This is a genomic window from Azospirillum sp. BE72 (assembly GCF_031455875.1).
In the GTDB taxonomy this organism is placed as follows: domain Bacteria; phylum Pseudomonadota; class Alphaproteobacteria; order Azospirillales; family Azospirillaceae; genus Azospirillum.
In genome coordinates this window covers 622,322-646,213 of sequence record NZ_JAVDTO010000002.1, presented here as the reverse complement: position 1 = coordinate 646,213, position 23,892 = coordinate 622,322, and the positions used below count along the sequence as shown (strand labels likewise).

The window sequence follows — 23,892 nt, the reverse complement described above, 5'->3', positions numbered from 1 at the left end:
ATCCCATCATTCAGCGTTGGTAATGGTTAAGCATCTTCTTCTTCCTGCCCAGTGAAGACTGAAGCCCTGTGACAATTTCGCAAGGGATTGCTTCGAGGTTGAAGGAGTATGCTTGCCGTACTGCCGGGGGATGCGCGTTTTTCCGCAACTTCTTCCGGGTGAATGGAAACGAGGTCCGACCGCAACCATGGTCGAAGCAACCACACTCGAAGCAACCACGCTGCGCGCCCTCCCGGACGCCGGCGCGACGGCCGGCACCGCCGCGCCGACGCTCCGCACCCGCCTGAAATGGCGTCGCGGCAGGCTGGCCACGGCGGTGCCGCGCCTGCATCTGGCGACCGACGCCGCCGGCGACGGGATCTGGGATTGGGATCTCGCGACTGATGCGGTCTGGTACAGTCCGGGTTGGCAGACGATGCTGGGCTTCTCGCCGGGCGAGGTGACGCCGCATCTCGATTTCTGGTGTTCCCGCGTCCATCCCGAAGACCTGCCGCTGGCCCAGGCGGCGCTCCAGGCGCATTTTTCCGGCGAACGGCCATTCTACGAGTGCGAGCACCGTGTCCGCGCCAAATCGGGGGACTGGCTGTGGATCCTCGACCGCGGACGGGTGGTGTCCTGGGATGCGGAGGGCCGGCCGCGCCGCATGATCGGGACCCATGTCGACGTCACCGCCCGCAAGCGGATGGAGGAGGAGCTTGCCGAAAGCCGGCTGCAGCTTGACGCCATCCTCGACAATGCCCCGGTCGGCGTGCTGCTGGTCGACGGCGACCGGGTGATTCGCCGGGTCAACAAGGCGGCGGCCGCCACCTTCCGGTACCGGATGGAGGACATCGTAGGCTGCAGCTCCCGCATCATCTACGGCGATGACGGGGTGTTCGAGGATGTGGGCCGGCGCGCCTATCCGCGGATGCAGTCGGGCGGCCAGTTCGACGAGGAGGTGGCGATGCGCCGGGCCGACGGCGCCGACATCCGCTGCCGCCTGATCGGCCGGCCGGTGAAGACGGGCGACCCGGCACGCGGTTTCGTCTGGGTGGTGGAGGACGTTACGGTGCGCTGGCGCGCCGAACAGGCGCTGAACGACCGCGCCGGATTCCAGCGCGTGCTGCTGGACACGGTGCCGGTGCCGATCTTCGTCCAGGACGTCATGGGCCATTACGTGGACGCCAACGACGCCTTCGAACGCTGGATGGGCATCGACCGGCAGGCCCTTTTCGGCCGCACCGTCTTCGACCTGGCCCCGCCGCACGTCGCCGAGGCCGACGAGGCGGTCGACAAGGCGCTGCTGGCCGACCAGAAGCCGCAGAGCTACGAAACCCAGCTGCGCTGTGCCGACGGAACGCTGCGCGACGTGCTGTTCTCCAAAGCCGTCTATTGCCGCACCGGCGGCAAGCCGGCCGGCATCGTCGGCGCGGTGATGGACATCAGCGAGCGCAAGCATGCCGAGCAGGCACTGCTGGAGCGCCAGCAGCTGTTCGAGCAGATCTTCGTCGCCAGCTGTGCGGTGAAGCTGCTGGTCGACCCGGCGGACGGAAGGATCGTCGATGCCAACCCGGCGGCGGCGGAGTTCTACGGCCATCCGCTCGACCGGCTGCGCAGCATGCACATCCACGACATCAACGTGGCGCCGCGCGGGGAGGTGGAGCGGGAACTGCAACAGGCCCACAACGCCGAACGCAAGCATTTCCAGTTCCGCCACCGGCTGGCCTCCGGCGACGTCCGCGACGTCGAGGTCTATATCAGCAACATCATTGTCCATGGCCGCACGCTGCTGATGTCGCTGATCCACGACATCACCGAACGCTGCATCGCGGAGGAGGCTCTGCGCGGCAAGACCAGCGAGTTGGAGCGATCCAACGCCGAACTGGAGGCCTTCGCCTATGTCGCCTCCCACGACCTGCGCCAGCCGCTGCGCGTCATAACCAGCTACCTGACCCTGCTGGAGCGGGGCTTGGCCAAGTCGCTGGACGAGGAGGGCCGGGAGTGCATCGACTTCGCCCGCGACGGCGCCCAGCGCATGGACCGGCTGATCGTCGACCTGCTGGAGTACTCGCGGGTCGGGCGCAAGGCCAAGCCCTTCCGGCCGGTGCCGCTGGACGAACCGCTGCGGCTGGCTCTGCTGAACCTGGAGGTCGCGGTCCAGGATGCCGGGGCCACGGTCACGGTGGGCGGGCAGGACGGTGCCGCGCTTCCGGTGGTGGCCGGCGACGACAACGAGTTGATGCGGCTGTTCCAGAACCTGATCGGCAATGCGGTGAAGTACCGCGAGCCCGGCCGCCCGCCGGTGGTGCGCGTCACCGTGGCTTCTGGCCGGTCTTTGGGCCGGCAGGGCGGTGCGCCGGTGGTGCGCATCGACATTCGCGACAACGGCATCGGCATCGCCGCGGAGGACCGCGACCGCGTCTTCGGCATCTTCCAGCGGCTGCACCGCCGCGACGAGTATGAGGGCACGGGCGTCGGGCTGGCCGTCTGCAAGAAGGTGGTCGAGCATCACGGCGGCCAGCTGTGGGTGGAAGGCCCGCCGGACGACGACCTGCGCGATGCGGACGGGCGGCCCTGCGGAAGCCTGTTCCGCATGGTCCTGCCGGCCATGGCGTCTCCGGCGGCCCCGGCGGACGCGAATGGGGAGGCACGGGACCGGCGATGACGGCGGAGCCCCTGATCGCGCCGCGCCCGCCGGTGCCGGCCGTCCTGCGCCGCCTGATCGCGGGCGGCCAGCGGATTTGGAAAGCCGCCGCCGTCCAGGCCGCGGTGACGCTGGTGCTTGCGCTGGCCTATCTGTGGATGGGCGACGTCTACATCCGCGTCCTGGTGGCCGAACACCGGGCGAATGCGGCGCTCACCGCCTCGTCGATGGCCAGCACACTGTCCAGCGCGCTGAACGAGCGTCTGGCGCTGGTCCGTGGCCTGACCGCCTTCGTCGAAGTGGCGGCCGCGGCCGGCAGCCTCACCGATCAGTTCCCGCGGTATGCGGAGGGGCTGCGGCGTTCGGTGGTGGGGGTGCGCAACATCTCCGCCGCCCCCGACTTCGTCGTCCGCATCGTCTATCCGGTCGAAGGCAACGAGAAGGTGCTGGGCAACGATCTGCTGAAGGACGCGCGGCCCGGATTCGCCGAAACGGTGCAGCGCGCCATCATCAGCCGCGACGTGACCATCCACGGTCCCGTCGCCCTGCTCCAGGGCGGGCAGGGGCTGATCGCCCGGCAGATCGTCTACGGGCCGGGCAAACCCTGGGGAGCGGTCGGACTGGTGTTCGATGTCGGCGCCATCCTCGGCGAGGTGCGCTTCGACCGGGTGCCGCCGCATCTGGGCTTCGCCATCGTGACCGACATCGGCCAGCAGGTGGCGGGCGACGCGCTGGCGCTGAAGGGCGATCCGCTGGTGGAGCGGATCAACCTGCCGGACGGCCATTGGGAACTGGCGCTGGCCCCGCGCACCAGCTGGGAGGGTCTCGCCTATGCCGACCCGACCTTCCGCGGATTCCAGGCGGCCTTCCTGCTGCTGGCCCTGCTGATCGAGGCGCTGACCTTCATGGCGGTCAGCCGCCGCTACACGCTGGAACGGCAGGTCGACCTGCGCACCGCCGAGTTGGGACGGGCCAAGAACGAGCTGGAGCAGTTCGCCTACGCCACCGCCCACGATCTGCAGGAGCCGTTGCGCGCCATCGCCAGCTATGCCCAGCTTCTGGAGAAGCAGCAGAGGGGCAAGCTGGACGAGGAGAGCGCCGGCTTCATCCGCGAGATCGTCGACGGGGCGGGGCGGCTGAAGATGCTGCTGCGCGACGTCCAGCTGTTCCTGGCGGAGGACCGGGTGCCGCTCGGCTGCGGCACGGTCGCGGCCGGGGACGCGCTGCAGGCGGCGCTGACCGCGCTGAAACGGCGCATCGCCGATGCCGGCGCCACCGTCACCGTGGGCGAACTGCCGGCGGTGCAGGCGGACGAGCGGCGCCTGCGCGAGATCTTCATCGTGCTGATCGCCAATGCGGTCGAATACCGCCACCCCTACCGCGCGGCGGAGGTGCATGTCTCCGGCCGGCGGATCGACGGCTATGACGTGATCGACGTGCGCGACAACGGCATCGGCATCGAGCCGCGCTACCGCGACCAGATCTTCGAGGTGTTCCGCCGCCTGCATTCGCGCGACGAGCATCCCGGCACCGGCATGGGGCTCGCAATCGCCCGCAAGATGGTGGAGCGGCTGGGCGGCCGGATCACCGTCGTCTCCAGCCCCGGCGTCGGCAGCACCTTTTCCATCCATCTGCCCCATCCCGCCTTCCGAGGATTCCCCTGATGCAGGACCTGACGACTCCCTTCGAGATCCTGCTGGTCGAGGACGACCCGGCCGACGCCGGCCTCGCCAAGCGTGCGCTGCGCGACGGCCGCATCCTGTGCAACGTCGGCCATGTCCGCGACGGCGTGGAGGCGATGGAGTATCTGCGCCGCCAAGGCCCGTTCGCCGGCGCCACCCGGCCCGATCTGATCCTGCTGGACCTGAACATGCCGCGAATGGACGGCCGCGAGGTCCTGCAGGAGCTGAAGGCGGACGAGGAGTTGAAGACCATTCCGGTGGTGATCCTCACCACCTCCGACGTCGACCGCGACGTGAACGCCAGCTATCTGCTGGGTGCCAACAGCTTCATCACCAAACCGATGGACATGGACGCCTTCTTCGACGCGGTGAAGAGCATCGAGGAATACTGGTTCCGCGTCGTCCGGCTGCCACGGTGAAGGAGGCCAGACATGTCCATCGCCTTACCGGCCAAGCCCGCCCAGTCCCACAGCCCCGAGCCGGAGGAGGGACGCACCGCCATCCTGCTGGTCGAGGATGACGACGCCGATGCGCGTCTGGTGACCCGCTCGCTGACGCCCTATGCCCGCCGCTCCACCGTGGCGCGAGCCACCTCGCTGAAGGAGGCGCGGGCCTGGCTGCACCGCAATGCCTGCGATGTCGTGCTGCTCGACCTGTCGCTGCCCGACAGCTTCGGGCTGGAGACGGTGACCCGCCTGCATGCCGACGCGCCGTCGCTGCCGCTGGTGGTGCTGACCGGCTATGACGACGAGGATTTCGCGCTGGAAATCCTGGCCCACGGCGCTCAGGACTATCTGGTGAAGGGGCAGACCGACGGGCCGCTGATGTGGCGCGCCGTTCAGCACGCCATGGCCCGCAAGCGGCTGGAGGAGGAGCTGCGCCTGTCGGAAGAGCGGCTGCAGGGCATCATCGGGCTGGCGCAGGACGCCATCCTGACCACCGACGAGAACCTGAACATCACCCTGTTCAACCGGGCGGCGGAAAGCCTGTTCGGCTACGATGCCGACGACATCCTGGGGCGGCCGCTGTCGCTGCTGATCCCCGAACGCTTCCGCCCCGACCACGAGGTCCACATCGCCGGATTCGCCGCGTCGGAGATGCAGGCGCAGGTGATGACCAACCGGCGCGAGGTGCAGGGGCTGACCGCCGACGGACGGGAGTTCCCGGCCGAGGTGTCGATCGCCAAGCTGCACCATGCCCGCGGCCTGCTGTTCACCGCCGTCATCCGCGACGTGTCGGAGCGCATGCGGGTGGAGAGCGAGCTTCGCCGCATGGCGACCACCGATCCGCTGACCGGGCTGAACAACCGCCGCCGCTTCATGGAACTGGCGGAGGTCGAGATGGCGCGGCTGCGCCGCTATGGCCGGCCGGTGTCGGTGCTGATGCTGGACATCGACCGCTTCAAGGCGATCAACGACACCCATGGCCATGCCGTCGGGGACCGGGCGCTGGTCCGGCTGGCGGAGGTCTGCCGCGCCGAATTGCGCGACACCGACCATGTCGGCCGGGTGGGCGGAGAGGAGTTCGCGATCATCCTGCCCGAAACCCCGCTGGAGTCGGCGACCGAGGTGGCGGAACGGCTGCGCCAGCGTCTGGCCGTGGCTGACGTAGCGCTGCAGACAGGCGGCCAATCCGGCGGCGGGACGCTGCGCATGACGGTCAGCATCGGCGTCGCCATGTGCGGTGACGAGGACGCCAGCATCGAGCGCGCATTGGGCCGCGCCGACCGCGCGCTGTACGAGGCGAAATCGCTGGGTCGCAACCGCGTCGTCGTCAGCGACGGCTATCCCGGCCCGGCCTTCGCCACCGCATCCATCCCCACCTCCATCGCGAGCTGACGGCATGTCAGAGGAAAAATGGCCGAAGGAATGATGACGGACACCTCCGGCCAGGACGGGGTGCTGCTAGTCTCCGGCGACGCGTTGCGCATACGGCAGCTCGCCATGGCGCTGGGCGGCATTCCCCCGCGGGTGGATACGGTCGAAGCGGCGCTGGACCGTCTGCGCGGCGGTGCAGCGCCAGGCGACGGCGTGGTCGTGATCGACGCCGCCGGCAGTGTTGCCGATGTCGCCCCCGGTCATGCCGCGGTCGAGGCGCTGGTCCGGCTGGACCGGGTCCCCGCCGTGCTGGTGCTGTTGCCGGATGGGCATGAAGAGGCCGCGGCATCCTTCATCGCGGCCGGCGCGCAGGATGCGCTGCCGGCCGGTGATGCAGCCGCCCTGCGCCGCGCCATCGCCGCCGCCCGTCGGCGTCAGGCACGGGAAAACCGCCTGCGTGCGGCTCTGGCCGGGGCGGAGCGGGCAGGGGGTGAGGCGGCGTCGCTGTTCGACGCCACCGCCGCCGCGGTGGAGGCGGCGCTCGATCCCATACTGGCGCTGACCGCCGCTGCGCTGGAATCGCCTCTGCTGCCGAGCCAGCAGGACCGGCTGACCGGTGTCCGGGCGGCGGGATCCACCCTGCGCACCGCGCTGTCGGCCCTGCGTCCGGCGAAGCCGGAAACCGCGGCGGCGGAGATGCTGACCCTCGGCGATCTGGCGGCCGGTGCGAAGGCGGTCGCGGTGGATGGGGACGCCGACCAACGGTTCATCGGCGATGCGGGCGGGTTGCGCTCCCTGCTGGTCCTCCTGACGGCGGAGACGGGGGCGGAGCTGTCGCTGTCTCTTCAGCCGGCGGGGGAGGCGACCGAGCTGTTCCTCCGCCGCCGGGGCGTGCCGCGGCTGCGCCCGCTGGCGCTGGCGGTGGCCGGACCGCAAGTCCGGCGGCTGGGAGGGCGCCTGCTTGCAGACGGCGCGGCTGGCGCAGTTGCGGATGGCGGTGCCGGGGAATGGCTGACCGCCCTAATCCCCGTGCAGTTGCCGGCCCGTCCCGCTGCGCCGCCGGCCGCCCTTTCGGTCCTGCTGGTGGAGGACAACCCGATCGGCCGGCTGGTCGCCGCCGGCTTCTTCAAGGCGCTGGGCCATGCGGTGACGACGGCGGAGGACGGAGCCCAGGGCGTCGCCGCGGCGACCGAACGGCGGTTCGACCTGATCGTGATGGACGTGCAGATGCCGGTGATGGATGGCCATGAGGCATCGCGCGCCATCCGTGCGCTGCCGGGCGAGGCGGGCCGTGTGCCGATCGTGGCTCTGACCGCCGGCACGGATGCCGAGGATGACGCCCAGTGCCGCGCCGCCGGAATGGACGATTGCCTGCACAAGCCGCTGACCATGGATCGGTTGGGCGCCGTGCTGGAGCGCCTGTTCCCCGGCCGAGTCGCGCCGCGTGGCTGATGTTGGCCCGATACAGATTGTCGAAAATTTTACAGACCTAAAACCATATTCCACCTGACGGTAACCGGCCTTCGGTTGCCCGCCGCCGATTCGGACGGTATCAGTGGAAAGCGGCGAATTGGCTGGAGGATCGGGGGATGGATATGCAGACGATCGACTACTCCCGGCACCGCATCCTGGTCGTCGAGGACCAGCCCTTCGTCCGCCGCACCATCGTCCAGATCCTGGGCCAGATCGGCTTCCGCGACGTCGCCGAGGCCGACAATGGCGAGTCGGCGATGTACGAGTGCATCCGCGTCAACCCCGACCTGATCGTCTGCGACATCGACATGAAGCCGGTCTCCGGCCTTCAATTCCTGGCCCATCTGCGCGCCAGCACCGAGGCTGCCAACCCGCGGGCCCCGGTGGTCTTCCTGACCAACCACACCGAATCCGAGATCGTGAAACAGGCGATGGCGCTGGGCGTCAACGGCTTCGTGGTCAAACCCCCATCCTTCGCCGCGCTGAAGGAGCGGATGGACAGGCTGCTGGGGGGACGGTGAGGCTCCGTGCGGGCATTCTGACGCTTGCGCTTGTCCTGGCGGCCTGCTCGGGAGAGCCGTCGGAAGGCGACATGCGCAAGCTGGTGGAGACGCACACCCGCCGCACGCTGGAGCGGCAGGGGAATGCCGGCTTCCGCGCCTTCGACAATTTCCGCAAGCAGGGCTGCGTCGAAGCGAAGCTGAAGAACGGGCAGGATGGCAGCGGGCAGTATGACTGCTATTATGCCGCCACCTTCGTGCCGCAGTCCGGGCAGCAGCCGCTGACCGTCAACGGCAAGGGGCGCTTCCGCCGCACCGACAAGGGAATGGCCTTCGAGGATCTCGGCGCCCAGCCGCGCTGAAGCCCTTCAGCCGCCGCGGGCGAGGCGCGACAGGGTCGCCAGCGGATCGCCGGTCTCCTCGCCGAAGCAGACCTCCACGTCGTCGCACACCTCGCAGTTGGGCGACTTGCACAGCATCAGCCCCTCGCGCTCGCAAAGCTGCCGGTAGAAGAACTTCTTCCACTTCATGTCGCCGGCATTCAGTGCCACCAGCGCCGGGAAATGGCGGCGGAACATCGTGTTCAGTTCGCCCCGGTCGTGGAACCCCATGTCCTGCCACAGATGGTTCGGCTCCAGCGACCGGCGGGCCAGGATGGCGGCCAGCCAGCGCTCCTCATCCGTGCCGCGCGCGCCATGGTCGATCAGGAAAGCGCGCAGGTCGGCCTCCTCGATGGCATCCTCGCCGGCATCCGCCTCAATGGGGAGGGATGCGACGGCGGCGGCGAAATGCGGGGCGTGGCGGGCCGCCATCTCCGCAAGGTCGGCCTTGGTCAGGGCGAGCGTCTGGGGCATCGTCCGAGCCCTATCCGCGGCGGCAAGCGCCAGGATGCGGCCGAAGATCATGCGGTCGGCGGCGGGATCGTCTGGGTCCGTGCAATCCGGAGCGCAGGCAGGCGAATGGGCTGAGAGCTTGGACATGTCCATCTCCACCGGCTGTGAGCACCCGCGACGCCTGCTATCCTGACCCAGGATGCTGCATGTGCGAAAGGCGCTCCCCGGGCCGGCGGCCTGCGGCATTGCGCCGCATCCTTCCGGGCATCATCCCAGTCGGGCCATCGCCTCAGTCGAGACGGGCGTGAATCTCCTCGGCGAAGCGTTCGAAGAAGGCGGCCAGCACCCGGTCGGTCTTGGCCTGCACCAGCTTCGCCGCCAGCCGGCCGACGGCCCCGCCCAGCGCAACCGTCAGGCTGTAGGTCAGCAGGGTGCGTCCGCCGCCATCCTCCACCAGGATCACCAGCGCCTCGCCCTTCACGGCGCCGGCCAGCCCGCCGTTGCCCTGGGCGATCAGCCGGTAGCGGTGGAGGCCATCCTCCGGCTCCAGTTTCAGCCGGCCGGAGAAGCGCGCCTTCATCGGCCCCAGCGTGGTCCGCACCCGCGCGGCGTAGTCGGTGGGGGAAAGCCGCTCCATCTCTTCCAGCACGGGGATGCAGCGCATCAGCACCGCCGGGTCGCAGAGCGCCGCGAACACGCGGTCGCGCGGCCCGGGGACGCTGTGGGTACCGGTGATGTCCATGCGCCGTCTTCCTCTTTCGCATTCCCGCAGGTTCGCAATCCCGGCGCAACGGCCGGGCAGACACATCTGGTATTGATTGCGGCCGGAACCAAGCCGCTGAACGCCACCAGGAGGACGGATCCCATGCGACAAGCCGCCACGATGCTGACGATCGCCACCCGCGGCACCGGACTGGTCGAGGTGACGGCCCCGGTGCGGCGCTGGGTGGCGGAGCAGGGGATGGTCACCGGCCTGCTGACGGTCTTCTGCCGCCATACCTCGGCCTCCCTGACCATCCAGGAGAATGCCGATCCCGACGTGCAGGCCGACCTGCTTCGCTTCTTCCGCCGGCTGGTGGCGGAGGATCCGTCGCTCTACGAACACACCACCGAGGGGCCGGACGACATGCCAGCCCATATCCGCTCCGCGCTGACCGGCGTCAGCCTGTCGATCCCGGTGATGGAAGGGGAGCCGGTGCTGGGCACCTGGCAGGGCATCTACCTGTTCGAACACCGTGCGCGGCCGCACCGGCGCGAGATCGCCCTGCACCTGCTGGGGGACTGAGGCGGTTGGGGGAGAGGAACGGGCAGTCCGTCTGAAATATCTTTCATCCCGTCGCAAGGCGCCGGTCAACGGCGGCACCCTAGATTGCGGACAACACCGGACAGCCGGAACCGCATCACTGGAGCGTCGTCGTCATGACCACCATTCCCTCCACCACGCCGAACCGTGCGAACCGCCTGCGCCGCACCGTCGCCGCCCTGCTGCTGGGCTCCACGGTGCTGACGGGACCGGCGCTGGCCGGATGGGCGGCATCGCATGCCCAGCAGGCGGCCACGCCGCCCGCCGTGACGATGCTGCAGGACACGCCCTCCACCTTCGCCGATCTCGCCGCCAAGGTCAGCCCGGCCGTCGTCAACATCGCCGCGACGCAGGAGGCCAAGGCCGAACCGCGGGCGCAGCGCGGCCCCGGCATCCCCGGCTTCCCGCCGGGCTCGCCCTTCGAGGAGTTCTTCCGCCAGTTCCAGGACCAGATGGGTCGGAACGGCGGCCCGGACGGCGGTCAGGACGGCGGTCAGGATGACCAGAGCCCGGGACCGCGCGGCAAGAGCGGGGCGCTCGGCTCCGGCTTCATCATCGATCCGGCCGGCTTCGTCGTGACCAACAACCACGTCATCGACGGCGCCAGCGAGATCACCGTCACCCTGCAGGACGGCACCGCCATGCCGGCCAAGGTGATCGGCCGCGACGCCAAGACCGACATCGCCCTGCTGAAGGTGGAGCCGAAGAAGCCGCTGCCGTCGGTCGACTGGGCCGACAGCGACAAGACCCGCGTCGGCGACTGGGTGATGGCGGTCGGCAATCCGTTCGGGCTGGGCGGCACCGTCACCAAGGGCATCGTGTCGGCCCGCGGTCGCGACATCCACAGCGGTCCGTATGACGACTACTTCCAGCTCGACGCCGCCATCAACCGCGGCAATTCCGGCGGTCCGACCTTCGACCTCGCCGGCCGGGTGATCGGCATCAACACCGCCATCTACTCCCCCAATGGCGGCTCGGTCGGCATCGGCTTCGCCATCCCGTCCAACCTCGCCAAGGACGTGGTGGCCCAGTTGAAGGAGTCCGGCAAGGTCGAGCGCGGCTGGCTCGGCGTGAAGATCCAGGAGGTGACGCCGGACATCGCCGACAGCGTCGGCCTGCCCGCCGCCAAGGGTGCCCTGGTGGCCGACGTTACCGCCGACAGCCCGGCCCAGCGCGCCGGGTTGCGCCAGGGCGACGTGGTGCTGAGCTATGCCGGCAAGCCGGTCAACAGCCTGCGCGACCTGACCCGCAACGTCGCCGACACCAAGCCCGGCGACACCGTCGAACTGAAGGTCCTGCGCGGCGGCCGTGAGACGGCGGTGCAGGTCCGCATCGACCGCCTGAGCGAGCAGCCGCAGGTCGCGTCGGCCGACACCGACGGCGGGACCGGCACCGGCCCTCAGGCCGAGGCCGCACCGGTCAAGGGGCTGAAGCTCGCCCCGCTGGATCAGGCGGCGCGCAAGCGTCTGGGCATCGCCGACGATGTCCAGGGCGTGGTGGTGGTCGGACTGTCGGGCAGCGTCGACGTGCCGATCCGTCCCGGCGACGTGATCGAGCGGATCGGCGACGCCGAGGTGAAGAGTCCGGCCGACGTCCGCCACCATGTGACCGAAGCCGAGAAGGCCGGCCAGAAGGCGCTGCTGATGCTGATCAACCGTCAGGGCAACGAGTCCTTCGTCGCGCTGAAGCTGAAGGCCTGAGGCGGTTCGCCGCCTGTGTGACGGAAGTCCGGCCGGGCGCGGCACGCTCGCGCTTGGCCGGGCTGTTTTGGGAGGCTACACTCGTGCTCATGAAGATTCTCGTCATTGAAGATGATCGCCAGGCCGCCAGCTACCTCGCCAAGGGGCTGAAGGAGGCGGGCCATGTGGTGGACGTCGCCAATGACGGGAAGGAAGGCCTGTTCCTGGCCGGTGCCGAGCATTACGACGTGATGATCGTCGACCGCATGCTGCCCGGCCGCGACGGGCTGTCTCTGGTCCAGGTGCTGAGGGCGGCCGGCAACGACACGCCGGTCCTGTTCCTGTCGGCGCTGGGCAGCGTCGACGACCGGGTGAAGGGGTTGAAGGCCGGCGGCGACGATTACCTGACCAAGCCATTCGCCTTCTCCGAGCTTCTCGCCCGGATCGAGGTGCTGGTGCGCCGGCGCGGCGCGGCCCAGCCGCAGACCCGGCTGGTGGTGGGCGACCTGGAACTGGACCTGCTGTCGCGCAGCGTGAAGCGTGCCGGCAAGGCCATCGACCTGCTGCCGCGCGAGTTCTCGCTGCTGGAATATCTGATGCGCAACGCCGGCAGCGTGGTGACCCGCACCATGATGCTGGAGAATGTCTGGGACTATCACTTCGATCCCCAGACCAATGTCATCGACGTGCACATCGCCCGTCTGCGCCAGAAGATCGACAAGGATTTCCCCACCCCCCTGATCCACACCGTGCGCGGCGCCGGATACAGTTTGCGCGTGGCGGAGGGGTGAGCGTTTGACGATGCGTGACGTATGAAGCATGAAGGCGCGGCCGGCGGCCTGCACGGCTTCCTTGCCGCGGGCCTGCGGCTGGTTCGGACCACGGCGTTCCGGCTGGCGCTGCTCTATCTGGCGATGTTCGTGCTGTCGGTCGGGCTGATCCTGGGTGTCGTATACCGCACCACGGCCGGTTTCCTGGAGCAGGAGATCGGCGAGACCATCGCGCTGGAGGTCGCCGGGCTTCAGGACCATTACCGCATCCACGGGCTGCCCGGTCTGGTGGACGTGGTGCGGGCGCGCAGCGCGGTTCCCAACAACAACTCCATCTATCTGCTGACCACCTCCGCCGGGGTGATCCTGGCCGGCAACCTGTCGGGCTGGCCGGCGGCGGTGCCCAATGCCAGCGGCTGGACCCATTTCAAGGTCGCCGACTATGGCGGGGTCACCGACCGGCCGTCGACCGCGCAAGCCGTGACCTTCACCCTGCCTGGACAATTCCGCCTGCTGGTCGGCCGCGACATGAGCGAGATCGACCAGCTGCGCACCCGCATGTTCCGCTCGCTCGGCTGGATCCTGGGTTCCACCGCCTTGCTGGGGCTGGGGGGCGGGCTGCTGATGAGCCGCGGCGCCATGCGGCGGATCGAGGCGATCAACCGCACCACCCGCCAGATCATGAGCGGTGACCTGAGCGACCGGGTGCCGCGCTTCGGCGGCGGCGACGAGATGGACCGGCTGGCCGGCAACCTCAATGCCATGCTCGACCGGATCGAGCGGCTGATGACCGGGATGCGGCAAGTGACCGACAGCGTCGCCCACGACCTGCGCACGCCGCTGACCCGCCTGCGCTCCCGCATCGAGCTGGCTCTGCTGCACGAGACCGAGGACCCGGAGGTCTACCGGACCGTCCTGCAGGACACGATCGCCGAAGCCGACCGGCTGCTCGCCACCTTCAGCGCCCTGCTGTCGATCGCGGAGGCCGAATCGGGTGCCAAGCGGCAGGATTTCACGCCGGTCGATCTGGCCGAAGTGGTCGAGATGGCCGCCGACCTCTACGAGCCGGTGGCGGACGAGCGCGGCCAGCGGCTGAGCGTGGATGTCCGGAGCAAGCCGACCGTGCGCGGCAACGGCCAGCTTCTGGCCCAGGCCGTGTCGAACCTGCTGGACAACGCCATCAAATACACGCCGGAAGGCGGCACCATCTCGCTGGTGCTGGAAGGCCCGGCGCCCGGCCGCGCTGCCTGCATCTCCGTGGCCGACAGCGGTCCCGGCATCCCGGCGGAGATGCGCGACAAGGTGCTGCAGCGCTTCGTCCGGCTGGACACCGCCCGCGCATCGCCCGGCAACGGGCTGGGGCTGAGCCTTGTCGATGCGGTGGCGACGTTGCATGGCGCACGTCTGGAACTGGACGACAATGCGCCGGGCTTGCGGGTCAGCCTGGTGTTCGCGCCGGAAGCGCGGCGCTAGGGGGTCGGAGGCGTCTTCATCGCCAAAAAAAAGCCCGCCATGCGGCGGGCTTTAAAAGTGACATCAGCGAGAATGACTCCTTGGCGTCCCTTCTGATATGGGCCGGCGCCGACCGGCTTCCAGACCCATCTTCGGACTACCGCCGACGGCCTAGCCTGCTGACTTTCCGCAACGTCCGGTGGGCTTGAGCGTTCTCCCCCAGGGCCGTCCGTCCGGCGGCCGCAAGCGCGGGAGTTCCGAGAGATGGCGATACCCAGCCGCCCAACCGCCCACCAGACCGCTTCCCCGGGTGCCGTCCCGCCCGGCCGCACCGGCAGCGGGGCAACGCAGGACGAGCCGCCGGCGCGGGCCGCGCGGGGCGAACTGGCCGTCTTCACCTGGAAGGTGCTGATCGTCGCCGGGGTGGCCGCGCTGACGCTGTTCCTGTGGAAGGTGTCGGGCACGCTGCTGCTGATCTTCACCGGCGTGCTGTTCGCCATCCTGCTGCAGCGGCTGACCGGCTATGTGCGGCAGGCGACCGGGCTGGGGCATGGCTGGGCGCTGGCAATCGTGCTGGTGGCGCTGGTGCTGGTCGTCGGCGGCGGCGGCTGGCTGATGGGCACCTCGATGACGGCGCAGATCGGCCAGCTGCAGGAGCAGGTGACCAAGGCCATGGCCATGCTGCCCGACGAGTGGCGCCAGCGCATCATGGACCAGGGCAAGGATTGGCCCTGGATGAACCAGCTGAGCAGCTTCGCCAGCGGCCTCGTCTATGTCATCGGCGACGCGGTGGTGGTGATGTTCGCCGCGCTTTATCTGGCGGCCTCGCCCGGCGTCTATCGGCGCGGCGTGGTGCTGCTGGTGCCGCCGCAGGGGCAGGAGCGGGCCTGGGAGGTGATGAACGTGGCCGGCGACAGCCTGTGGAAATGGCTGATCGGCCAGATGGTGGCGATGGCCGCGGTGGGCACGCTGACCGCGGTCGGGCTTTGGCTGCTGGACATTCCCTCGGCGTTGGCTCTGGGGCTGGTGGCCGGTCTGCTGGAGTTCATTCCGCTGGTCGGCCCCTTCCTGGCGGCCATCCCGGCGCTGTTGATCGCCTTCGCCCAGTCGCCACAGGATGCGCTGTGGGTCGCCGGGCTCTATCTGGTCATCCAGCAGGTGGAGGGGAACCTCGTCACCCCCCTGCTGCAGAAGCGGGTGGTCGATCTGCCTCCGGTGATCACCATCGGCGCCATCGCCGCCGGCGGCGTGCTGTTCGGCCTCATCGGCATGTTCCTGGCGACGCCGATCGCCGTGGTCGTGCTGGTGCTGGTCAACCTGCTCTACATCGAGGACAAGCTGGGCCAGCCCCGGCATTTTCCCAACAACGAGTCCTGATGCGTCAGCCCTCGGCAGCCGGAGCGGCCTCGCCCCGGTCCGTGCGGGAGGAGCGCAGCGGCAGTTCCTTCAGGAACAGGGTCATGGCGAAGGAGACGACCGCCAGCGCGGCGGCCAGCAGGAAAAGGGTGGCGAAGCCGTGCTCCAGCGTCGCCACCACCCCGCCGCGGACGGCCGGGGGCAGGTCGGCCAGCGCGGCGGCGCCATGGTCCAGCACCGCCCGGCCGGACAGGCCGGCCCCTTCCAGCCGCTCGGACACCACGGCGTTGAACACGGCGCCGAACACCGCCACGCCGACCGAACCGCCGAGCGAGCGGAAGAATCCGACCGAGGCGGTGGCCGCCCCCAGGTCGCGCTGCTCCACCGCGTTCTGGACGGCGACCGTCATCACGGGCATCACAAGCCCCAGCCCCATGCCCAGCGGCACCAGGATCAGGGTCGACCACAGACCGCTGGCGGCCAGTTCCGGCAGGGTGCCGAGCAGCGCGTACATCACTCCCGACAGTGCCAGCCCGACCAGCGGGAAGGCCTTGTAGCGCCCGGTCCGCGCGATCAGCCGGCCGCCGCCGACCGACCCGAAGGTCATGCCCAGTACCAACGGCAGAAGCAGCAGGCCGGACACGGTGGCGCTGGCGCCCTGCACCAGTTGGAGATGTAGCGGCAGATAGACGATGCCGGCGAACAGCACCATCGCCGAAACCGCGACCACGGGCGTCGCCACCGCGACCACCGGGCGGCGGAACAGGTGCAGCGGCAGGATCGGCTCCTCGATCCGGCGCTCGTGCCACAGGAAGACCGCCAGCATGGCAAGACCCGCCGCCAGCAGGCCGAGGGCCGCCGGGCTGCCCCAGCCCATCGACTCGCCGCGGGTGGCATAGACCAGCAGGCAAGTGACCGCCCCGGTCAGCAGCGCCGCGCCGGCCACGTCGATGCGCGGCTTGGCCCGGCCGGCGGGCAGGCGCGACAGGGAGCTGCGGGTCATGGCGAAGGCCGCGACCCCCAGCGGCAGGTTGATCAGGAAAATCCAGTGCCAGCCGATCGTCTCGGTGAAGATGCCGCCCAAGAGCGGTCCGGCGACGCTGGCCAGCGCGAAGACGCCGCCGATCATGCCCTGGTAGCGTCCGCGCTCGCGCGGGGCCACGACGTCGCCGATGATGGTGAAGGCCAGCGACATCAGCCCGCCGCCGCCCAGCCCTTGCAGGCCGCGGAACAGGATCAGCTGCGTCATGCTCTGCGCCGCGGCGCACAGGACGGAGCCGACGAGGAACAGCAGGATTGCCGTCTGCAGCACGCGCTTGCGGCCATAGAGGTCGGACAGCTTGCCGTAGATCGGCGTGGTTGTGGTGGAGGTCAGCAGATAGGCGGTGACCACCCAGGGCAGCATCTCCAGCCCGCCGAACTGGCTCGCCATCGTCGGCAGCGCCGTGGCGACGATGGTCTGGTCCATCGCCGCCATCAGCATCGCCAGCGCGACCCCGCTGAACACGCGCAGGATCTCCTGGTGGGTGAAGACCGGCGGGACATCGTCGGGGGCGGCTGCAGCAGGCGTTGCGGGGCGGGCGGCGGTCTCGGTCATGGTCGGGCGTCTCGGCCGTTGAGGTCGTTGCACGGGGCACCGGAGGCGGTCCCACCATAGACTTGGAAGCGTTCCATGCAAGCCCGATGGGGCAAGGCCGATGGCGCAAGTCCGTTGGCGGTGCCGCCGCATTCTCCAACGAACGCCTTGCCGCGCCGCCAAAGCGCCTCTATAAAGCGGCCCATCGGCGCCCCGGTTCAACCGGTGGCGCCTGCATGCTTTTTAATCGGCGAAAAGCCTTACCTGCAGGAGTCACCACCATGGCCGTCGAACGGACCCTCTCGATCATCAAGCCCGATGCCACCCGCCGCAACCTGACCGGCAAGATCAACGCCAAGTTCGAGGACGGTGGCCTGCGCATCGTCGCCCAGAAGCGCGTCCAGCTGTCGAAGGCCCAGGCCGAGCAGTTCTACGGCGTGCACCGCGAGCGTCCGTTCTTCAACGACCTGGTGTCCTTCATGATCTCCGGCCCGGTGGTCCTGCAGGTCCTGGAAGGCGAGAACGCCATCGCCCGCAACCGCGAGATCATGGGCGCCACCAACCCGGCCAACGCCGCCGAGGGCACCATCCGCAAGGAGTTCGCCGAATCGATCGAGGCGAACTCGGTCCACGGTTCGGACGCCCCGGAGACGGCCGCCCAGGAGATCGCCTTCTTCTTCGCCGGCATCGAGCTGGTGGGCTGATCCTGCCGGGTCGGGCATGAAGCCCGGCCGGCCGGGAAAAGGGCCGCCTCCGCAAGGGGGCGGCCTTTTTTGCGTTTTGCATCAGGCTCTGGCAGTATCGGGGGCCATAGACCTTTTGCCCCGCAAGCGCCGGGGCCGAATCCGACAGGAGTGCCCGCGATGGAATCCCAATCCGCAAAGCCGATCATCGCGGCGCTGCTGCAACCGCTGCCGATTCTGACCCAGCCGCAGGCCCGCAACGATCTGGCGGACGAGACGGTGGTGCGGCTGCTGGCCCGCCAGTTCATCGACCTCAGCCTCGACGCCTTCAATCAGGTCCTGCTGGGCAAGCTCGACCAGGACGAGGCGGTGGACGGCATCAACCGGCAGGCGACCGCGCTGAACGCCGTCTTCCTCGGCACCAGCGGCTTCGAGACCGTCATCACCCATCCCTGGAACTCGCCGGAGCAACTCGGCGCCTTCCTGAAGGAGATGGTGGCTCTGGAGTATCCGGAGGATGATTGCGTCCGCGCCATGCTGATCCATCTGGCGACCCAGGTGATGCATGCGCTGCGCCTTCCGGAGGAGGACCGCCACGAGGAGGTGGAGGCGCTGACCCTGGACGCCGCCGACCTGCTGCTCGGCCGTACGCCGGAAGACGACGACCTCGAAATCGACGTCTGAGAAGCGAAATCGACGCCTGCGACGGCCTGTGTCCCCGCGGCGTCAACCTGCCGGGGGCAGGTTCACTTCGACCAGCACCGTGTCCTCGACGAAATCCGAGCTGTGCCACGCGTCGGGGTCGAAACGGATGACCATCCCCGGACGCAGGTCCACCGGCCCGGCCTCGCAGGTCAGCAGGACGCGCCCCTCCACGACCAAGACGAACTGTTCATGGGCGTGGCTGTGGCGCGGGGCGGAGGTTCCCGCCTTGATGACCAGATGCTTCAGCGATGCACCTGCACCAAGGAACTCGCGCCGCTCAACTTCTCCGTCCGTCTGGGCCGGGAGATCGCTCCATGTGACGACGTCTGCCTTGGGCATGCCGGGTCCCTTTCCTGCGATGGCAACCGGTTGATACGCGCATCGGCGCTGTCCGGATCTCCATCCAAGCCGGGAGATTTCGGATAGGGTCATGACTGACCGTAAGAACATCCACCTGAAAAGCAGGGTCTGGTGAACGAAAGTTCTTCGGGCTTCCTGATGCGGTGCGGTAGTCCGCAGATGGGCTGAAATGAATTGAGATGTCGCATCCTGAAGGAAAGCTTAGCCTCGAAACCAGCTGTTAACGCCTGACCTTCTAAGACGATAGGGTTGGACGCGACAGCGTCGGGCAATCACCCTTCGGACCGGCGGGGGCACCGTGGACGTTGCAGACACCGACCATCCGCTCCGCACTGCGGGTGCCGTCGAACCGGTTGCCGGTCGCTCCCGTCTTTCCGCTTCGTTTCCCGGGCTTCTCGCCGGGCTGGCCGGCTTCGGCACCCTGGCGGGTCTGATGGCGACCGGGCAAGCCGCATTGCCGGCGGCCGGCGCCTTGACCCTTGCCGGCGGGCTGGCGCTGTGGAGCGCCCGGCGGGCCGGCGACAACGCTGCGGCGCTGGCGCGGTCGGAAGCGGCGTTGCGGCAGGCACAGAGTGAACTGGCTTGGATGCGTGCCCGTGCCCGCGATTTCACCGCAGCCTCTCCCGGCTGGTTCTGGGAGACGGGGGCCGATCATCGCTATCTCACCCTGTCCGACCGGCTGGGGATTCTGCTGCGCTGCGACCCCGGCAGCGTGTTCGGCGAATCGCTGCTCGACCTGGGGGCTCTGGTCGATGACGAGGCGACCTGGGGCGAGTACCGCGCCGACATCGAGGCGGGCCGGCCCTTTCGCGACTTGGAGGTGAGTTTCGAAGGGGTCGACGGCCGCGACCTCGTGCTGCGGCTCAGCGCCGTGCCGGTGCGCGACGCCGATGGGCGCTTCCACGGCTATCGCGGCTGCGGCATCGACGCCACCGCCGAAACCCTGGCGCTGGTGGAAGCGCGCTTCATGCAGGCGGTGGTGCATGACGCCATCGACAGCGTGTCGGAGGGCTTCGTGCTGTTCAGCGCCGACGGGCGGCTGCTGATCTGCAACGAGCAGTACCGCCGCGCCTATCCCACCATCGCCGACCTGCTGACCCCCGGCCGCAGCTTTGCCGAGATCCTGCGGGCGGCGGCGGAACGCGGCGGCTATGAGGGCGAGGGCGACATCGGAGCCTGGGTGGAACAGCGGCTGACCCGCCACCTCCAGCACTCCGCCCCGGTGGACGGCCGGCTGTCAGATGGGCGCTGGTACCGCATCAGCGAGCATGCGACCGGCACCGGCGGCGTGGTGAAGATCCTGATGGACATCACCGAGCTGAAGACGCGGGAGGAGGAGCTGGCCGGCCAGACTGCCCGGCTGAAGCAGAGCGTGACCGCGCTCAGGGAAAGCGAGCTGCGCTACCGCCAACTGGTGGAACTGGCGCCCTACGGCATCGTCATCTGGGACCGCAGCGCCATCCGATTCGCCAACGGCGCCGCCGCCGCGATCCTGGGCCTCACCGCCGATGCGCTGGAAGGCCTGTCCCTGGCAAGCTTCCTGGAGGATGGCGACGCGCTGGAGGCGACCTTCGCCACCGCGGCGGAGGGGGAGCAGCCGCGGCTGGAATGCAATGCCCTGCGCCCGGACGGCGAACGCCGCCGGCTTGAGGTTGGGGCCAGCCCGGCGATCCATGGCGGCGGACCGGCGGTCCTGCTGGTGCTGAACGACATCACCGACCGCCGCCGTGTGGAGGGCGAGCTGCAGCGTGCGCAGAAGATGGAGGCGGTCGGCCGCATGGCCGGCGGCATCGCGCACGAGTTCAACAACATGCTGACCGCCATCGGCGGATTCGCCCGGCTGGCGGAGCGCAATCCCGCCGATCCCGACCGCGTCCTGACCTGCGTGCAGGAAATCGCCAAGGCGTCCGAACGGGCGGCGGCGTTGACCGGCCAGTTGCTCGACTTCTCCCACCGCCGGGTGACGGACGAGCGGGAGGTGGTGGCGATCGCGCCGCTGGTGCGCGACCTGCGGGTCTTCCTGAAGCCGCTGCTGAGCGCCGGCATCGACGTGGCGATCCAGGCCGGGGACGAGGACGCGCCGCAGGAGGCTTATGCGCTGGTCAACCCGGTCACGCTGAACCAGGCGCTGCTGAATCTGGCGCTGAACGGGCGGGACGCCATGCCGCACGGCGGCACCCTGACCATCGCCCTGACGGTGGAGACGCCCGACGACGCCTTTTTCGCCCGCCACCGCGGGCTGAAGCCCGGCCGCTATGTCGCGATACGCGTGACCGACCAGGGCGGCGGCGTTCCGGCGGCGATTCGCGACCGCATCTGGGAGCCCTTCTTCACCACGAAGGAGCCGGGCAAGGGCACCGGGCTCGGCCTGTGGATGGTCTATGGCACGGCCCAGCAGGCCGGCGGCGCCGTGGAACTGGAAGGGGAAGAGGGACGCGGCGCCATCTTCGCCCTGTTCCTGCCGGCGGTCGATCCACCGGCCGCCCCCGCCGGACTCGACCCGCTGCATGTGGCGGAGGGGGAGGGGGCCGTCATCCTGCTGGTGGACGACGAGGACTCGGTGCGCCGCTATCTCCGCCTCGTGCTGGAGGAGGCCGGCTGCACGGTGGTCGAGGCGTCGGACGGGCAGGAGGCGCTGGAGCGCTATGACGACGCCGGCGGCCTGTTCGACGCGGTGGTCAGCGACGTGTCGATGCCGCGGATGAATGGGCTTGAGCTTGCCCGCGCCCTGGAGACGCGCAACCAGCTTCTGCCCATCCTGTTCCTGACCGGCTACGCCTCGCGCGAGACGGCGGCAGGGCTGACGGCCCAGGAAGGGCGGCAGATCGTGATGAAGCCGGTGGCGCCGGAGCGGCTGCTCCACGCTCTGCGCGACCTTCTTGCCTTGTGAGGACCGTGATGGAGGCCTCCCGCCACGACGACCGCGCCGACCCGGCCCCTCCCGCCGCGCCGGACGAGGCCGACGGGTCCGCTCCCGACGTCTGCCGGGAGCCTGCGGATTTCTATGCGGCGGCCGGGCGGGACAGCGTCGGCCGCTTCTGCCGCCGCTTCCTCGACGAGAATGCGCTGACGGCGACGGAGCTGCTGCACCACCCGCGCCACCAGATCTCCCTGTCCAACACCGCCACCTTCGTCGCCATCCTGACCCAGGCGGAACGGGCGATGGAGAGGCCCGGCGGTCAGAAGGGCGCATTGACCCCGCTGGTCAACGAGATCGCCCGGTTGACGCGGGAAAGGCTGAAGGAGAATCCACCACCCGATTTCCTGCCCGACGCCTATCCCGGCACGGCTGCGGAGCTTCTGTCCAACGGGGGCTTCCTCGGCCGCTTCCTGCTCGACGCCGCCATCACGCAGCACATCGCCACCGGCCGCAACTTCGCCGAAAAGGCGGAATCCCTGCTGGAACTGGCCGCGACCACCGAGCATCCCGACGCGCTGGTTCCGCTGGAGCGGCTGTTGGGCGAGATCATGCTGAGCGATGCCGGCACCGCGTCCTGCGCGCGCGATGCGCCCTTCGTCACGCTGATCGACCTGATCGTGACGCTGATCGCCGCCGACCGGTCGATGCCCGACGACGCTCCGCCGGTCTTCCGCCGGCTGGACACGCTGATGCGGCGGGTGCCGATGCCGGCCCTGCGCGAGGCGCTGACCGCCGCCTTCCGCCGCGAGATGGCCAAGCCCGCCTGTTTCACCATCGCCAGCGCCGGCGACATGTTCGGCATCGAGGCGGTGCAGCGCGAGATCCTGGCGCTGAGCGACCTGTCCGCCCGCCTGCGCGACCGCGAGGGCAACTATGCCGGCGGCGCCCGGACCGAAGCGGCGCTGCAGCGGCGCACCGCCCTGCTGGTCAACGAGGACACGGTTCCTGAGATCACGCGCGGCCGCAACTTCATGCAGAAGCTGCGCATCCTGTTCGTTCTGCAGAAGATGCCACTGTCGCCCACCGCGGCGAAGGCGGTCACCGATTACCTGAAGAGCTTCTTCGACAGCCGCGACTTCGCCGGTCGGCTGCTGGATTGCTGGAAGGACCGCAACGAGAAGCTGAAGGGACTGGCGGAAGTCCAGCGCATGGTGCAGTCCAGCGCCTTTCCGGAGGAGGAGCGCGAGTATCTCGCCGGTCAGATGGACGACATCCAGAACGCCTTCCTGCGCACCCAGCGCGTGCTGGCGCCGCTGATCCAGGCGAAGGACGACCCGCCGGCGGACGCCGTGCTGGACATCGTCCGTCTGGCGGGGGAGGGGGCCTTCTGCAGCGGCAAGAGCCGGCTGGCGGTTGCCCGCGTCCTCTACCGCCACTGCCACCGGCCGCGCTTCGTCCGCCATGTGCTGCTGAACGCGCCGGGCTCGAAGGAACGGGCGGCGCGGGCCGGCTGGCTGCGCCAGTCCCTGGCGATGGTCGGCGTGCCCTTCATCGACCTCGCCGCGCAGCGGGTGCTGGTGGTCGATGACGAAGACGGACCGCGTGCCTTCGTCACCTCGGTCCTTCGTGAACTGGGCATCGGGCAGGTCGACACCGCGGTCGACGGTCAGGATGCGCTGCAGCGCTTTCAGGCGGATGGGGCCGCCTACGACCTGATCGTCTGCGACTGGATGATGCCGCGGCTGAGCGGGCTGGACCTGCTGAAGCATGTGCGCGAGACGCGCAGCGACCTGCCTTTCCTGATGGTCACCGCTCTCGCCACGCTGGAAGCGGTGAAGAAGGCGCTGGCCCATCAGGTCAGCGGCTATATCGCCAAGCCCTTCACGCCCGACCAATTGGAGGAGAAGGTTTTCCTGGTCCTGGCTCAGAAGGGGATCGGGGAATAGGGGGCCGATTCGGGGACGAGAGGGCGGCCGGGCTGTTGTTGTGCGGAGACCCTATGAAAGGAGCCGTCCCATGGCAGATAAGACAGCGAACGAAGGCCACGCCCTGTCCAACGAGCCGGACCGCGACATCGCCGACCCGCTCGAAGCGGCAAAGGCGGTCTCCGACACCGGCAAGCCGATCACCATCGACACCGAATCGGCGAAGCACATCGACCGCCCGGCGGAAAAGGGCAAGGCCGGGAAGAAGAAGTGAAAAGTTCAGGCGCCTGCGGAA

At 69.1% G+C, this 23,892-nt stretch carries 21 protein-coding genes; 17 read left to right on the top strand and 4 right to left on the bottom strand.

From position 1 onward, the window contains the following. Positions 1 to 187: 187 nt before the first annotated feature. The 7 genes from J2Y49_RS09095 (at position 188) to J2Y49_RS09065 (ending at position 8,457) form a co-directional block, all read left to right on the top strand. Complete coding sequence (locus J2Y49_RS09095; RefSeq protein WP_310114244.1) at positions 188 to 2,644, top strand: PAS domain S-box protein; 2,457 nt, start codon at positions 188 to 190, stop codon at positions 2,642 to 2,644. After that, entirely contained in the window at positions 2,641 to 4,287 is a 1,647-nt protein-coding gene (locus J2Y49_RS09090) for an ATP-binding protein (RefSeq protein WP_310114242.1), read from the top strand. Before J2Y49_RS09095 ends, J2Y49_RS09090 begins: the two co-directional genes overlap by 4 nt. After that, positions 4,287 to 4,724 (top strand): response regulator, encoded by a 438-nt coding sequence (locus tag J2Y49_RS09085; RefSeq protein ID WP_014247336.1) that lies wholly within the window; start codon positions 4,287 to 4,289, stop codon positions 4,722 to 4,724. The genes J2Y49_RS09090 and J2Y49_RS09085 overlap by 1 nt, the downstream gene beginning before the upstream one ends. A 12-nt stretch (positions 4,725 to 4,736) precedes the next feature. Continuing rightward, a complete protein-coding gene (locus J2Y49_RS09080; RefSeq protein WP_310114240.1) occupies positions 4,737 to 6,143 on the top strand; it encodes a diguanylate cyclase in 1,407 nt (468 codons plus the stop codon). A 30-nt stretch (positions 6,144 to 6,173) separates the two neighbouring features. After that, the gene (locus J2Y49_RS09075) at positions 6,174 to 7,574 is read left to right on the top strand and encodes a response regulator (protein WP_310114237.1); all 1,401 of its coding nucleotides are present in this window, start codon (positions 6,174 to 6,176) and stop codon (positions 7,572 to 7,574) included. 137 nt (positions 7,575 to 7,711) lie between these two features. Further along, complete coding sequence (locus J2Y49_RS09070) at positions 7,712 to 8,116, top strand: response regulator (protein ID WP_194913695.1); 405 nt, start codon at positions 7,712 to 7,714, stop codon at positions 8,114 to 8,116. Next, positions 8,113 to 8,457 carry a hypothetical protein gene (locus J2Y49_RS09065; protein ID WP_310114229.1) on the top strand — a complete coding sequence of 115 codons (345 nt, stop codon included), beginning with the start codon at positions 8,113 to 8,115 and terminating at the stop codon, positions 8,455 to 8,457. The genes J2Y49_RS09070 and J2Y49_RS09065 overlap by 4 nt, the downstream gene beginning before the upstream one ends. A 6-nt stretch (positions 8,458 to 8,463) precedes the next feature. Here J2Y49_RS09065 and J2Y49_RS09060 read toward each other — a convergent pair whose 3' ends face one another. Both J2Y49_RS09060 and J2Y49_RS09055 read right to left on the bottom strand, forming a co-directional pair. Continuing rightward, positions 8,464 to 9,075 (bottom strand): nitrogen fixation protein NifQ, encoded by a 612-nt coding sequence (locus tag J2Y49_RS09060; protein WP_310114227.1) that lies wholly within the window; start codon positions 9,073 to 9,075, stop codon positions 8,464 to 8,466. Positions 9,076 to 9,217: 142 nt separating this feature from the next. Beyond that, entirely contained in the window at positions 9,218 to 9,670 is a 453-nt protein-coding gene (locus J2Y49_RS09055; protein WP_310114226.1) for a carbon monoxide dehydrogenase subunit G, read from the bottom strand. A gap of 123 nt (positions 9,671 to 9,793) precedes the next feature. On the opposite strand from J2Y49_RS09055, the gene J2Y49_RS09050 reads away from it, so the two are divergent. From J2Y49_RS09050 to J2Y49_RS09030, 5 genes are all read left to right on the top strand, one after another. Continuing rightward, the gene (locus J2Y49_RS09050; protein WP_310114224.1) at positions 9,794 to 10,213 is read left to right on the top strand and encodes a secondary thiamine-phosphate synthase enzyme YjbQ; all 420 of its coding nucleotides are present in this window, start codon (positions 9,794 to 9,796) and stop codon (positions 10,211 to 10,213) included. Positions 10,214 to 10,347: 134 nt separating this feature from the next. Continuing rightward, on the top strand, positions 10,348 to 11,931 hold the full coding sequence (locus J2Y49_RS09045; protein ID WP_310114221.1) for a DegQ family serine endoprotease: 1,584 nt from the start codon (positions 10,348 to 10,350) through the stop codon (positions 11,929 to 11,931). A gap of 89 nt (positions 11,932 to 12,020) precedes the next feature. Continuing rightward, positions 12,021 to 12,701, top strand: a complete 681-nt coding sequence (locus J2Y49_RS09040) for a response regulator transcription factor (protein ID WP_149223611.1) — start codon at positions 12,021 to 12,023, stop codon at positions 12,699 to 12,701. 21 nt (positions 12,702 to 12,722) lie between these two features. Beyond that, the gene (locus J2Y49_RS09035) at positions 12,723 to 14,153 is read left to right on the top strand and encodes an ATP-binding protein (protein WP_310114220.1); all 1,431 of its coding nucleotides are present in this window, start codon (positions 12,723 to 12,725) and stop codon (positions 14,151 to 14,153) included. Between the two features lie 243 nt (positions 14,154 to 14,396). Next, positions 14,397 to 15,509 (top strand): AI-2E family transporter, encoded by a 1,113-nt coding sequence (locus J2Y49_RS09030; protein WP_310114218.1) that lies wholly within the window; start codon positions 14,397 to 14,399, stop codon positions 15,507 to 15,509. A gap of 4 nt (positions 15,510 to 15,513) precedes the next feature. Here J2Y49_RS09030 and J2Y49_RS09025 read toward each other — a convergent pair whose 3' ends face one another. Continuing rightward, a complete protein-coding gene (locus J2Y49_RS09025) occupies positions 15,514 to 17,085 on the bottom strand; it encodes an MDR family MFS transporter (protein ID WP_310114216.1) in 1,572 nt (523 codons plus the stop codon). Positions 17,086 to 17,345: 260 nt separating this feature from the next. Here J2Y49_RS09025 and ndk point away from each other — a divergent pair, with 260 nt between their 5' ends. Beyond that, complete coding sequence (gene ndk, locus J2Y49_RS09020) at positions 17,346 to 17,768, top strand: nucleoside-diphosphate kinase (protein ID WP_014197473.1); 423 nt, start codon at positions 17,346 to 17,348, stop codon at positions 17,766 to 17,768. 159 nt (positions 17,769 to 17,927) lie between these two features. Then, positions 17,928 to 18,431 (top strand): hypothetical protein, encoded by a 504-nt coding sequence (locus tag J2Y49_RS09015; protein ID WP_310114211.1) that lies wholly within the window; start codon positions 17,928 to 17,930, stop codon positions 18,429 to 18,431. Positions 18,432 to 18,473: 42 nt separating this feature from the next. On the opposite strand, the gene J2Y49_RS09010 is transcribed toward J2Y49_RS09015, so the two are convergent. Then, the gene (locus J2Y49_RS09010; protein ID WP_310114209.1) at positions 18,474 to 18,791 is read right to left on the bottom strand and encodes a cupin domain-containing protein; all 318 of its coding nucleotides are present in this window, start codon (positions 18,789 to 18,791) and stop codon (positions 18,474 to 18,476) included. 319 nt (positions 18,792 to 19,110) lie between these two features. Here J2Y49_RS09010 and J2Y49_RS09005 point away from each other — a divergent pair, with 319 nt between their 5' ends. From J2Y49_RS09005 to J2Y49_RS08995, 3 genes are all read left to right on the top strand, one after another. Beyond that, a complete protein-coding gene (locus J2Y49_RS09005) occupies positions 19,111 to 21,702 on the top strand; it encodes a response regulator (RefSeq protein ID WP_310114208.1) in 2,592 nt (863 codons plus the stop codon). 8 nt (positions 21,703 to 21,710) lie between these two features. Then, entirely contained in the window at positions 21,711 to 23,618 is a 1,908-nt protein-coding gene (locus J2Y49_RS09000; protein WP_310114207.1) for a response regulator, read from the top strand. A 70-nt stretch (positions 23,619 to 23,688) separates the two neighbouring features. Continuing rightward, complete coding sequence (locus tag J2Y49_RS08995; RefSeq protein WP_310114205.1) at positions 23,689 to 23,871, top strand: hypothetical protein; 183 nt, start codon at positions 23,689 to 23,691, stop codon at positions 23,869 to 23,871. The last annotated feature ends 21 nt before the right edge of the window (positions 23,872 to 23,892 follow it).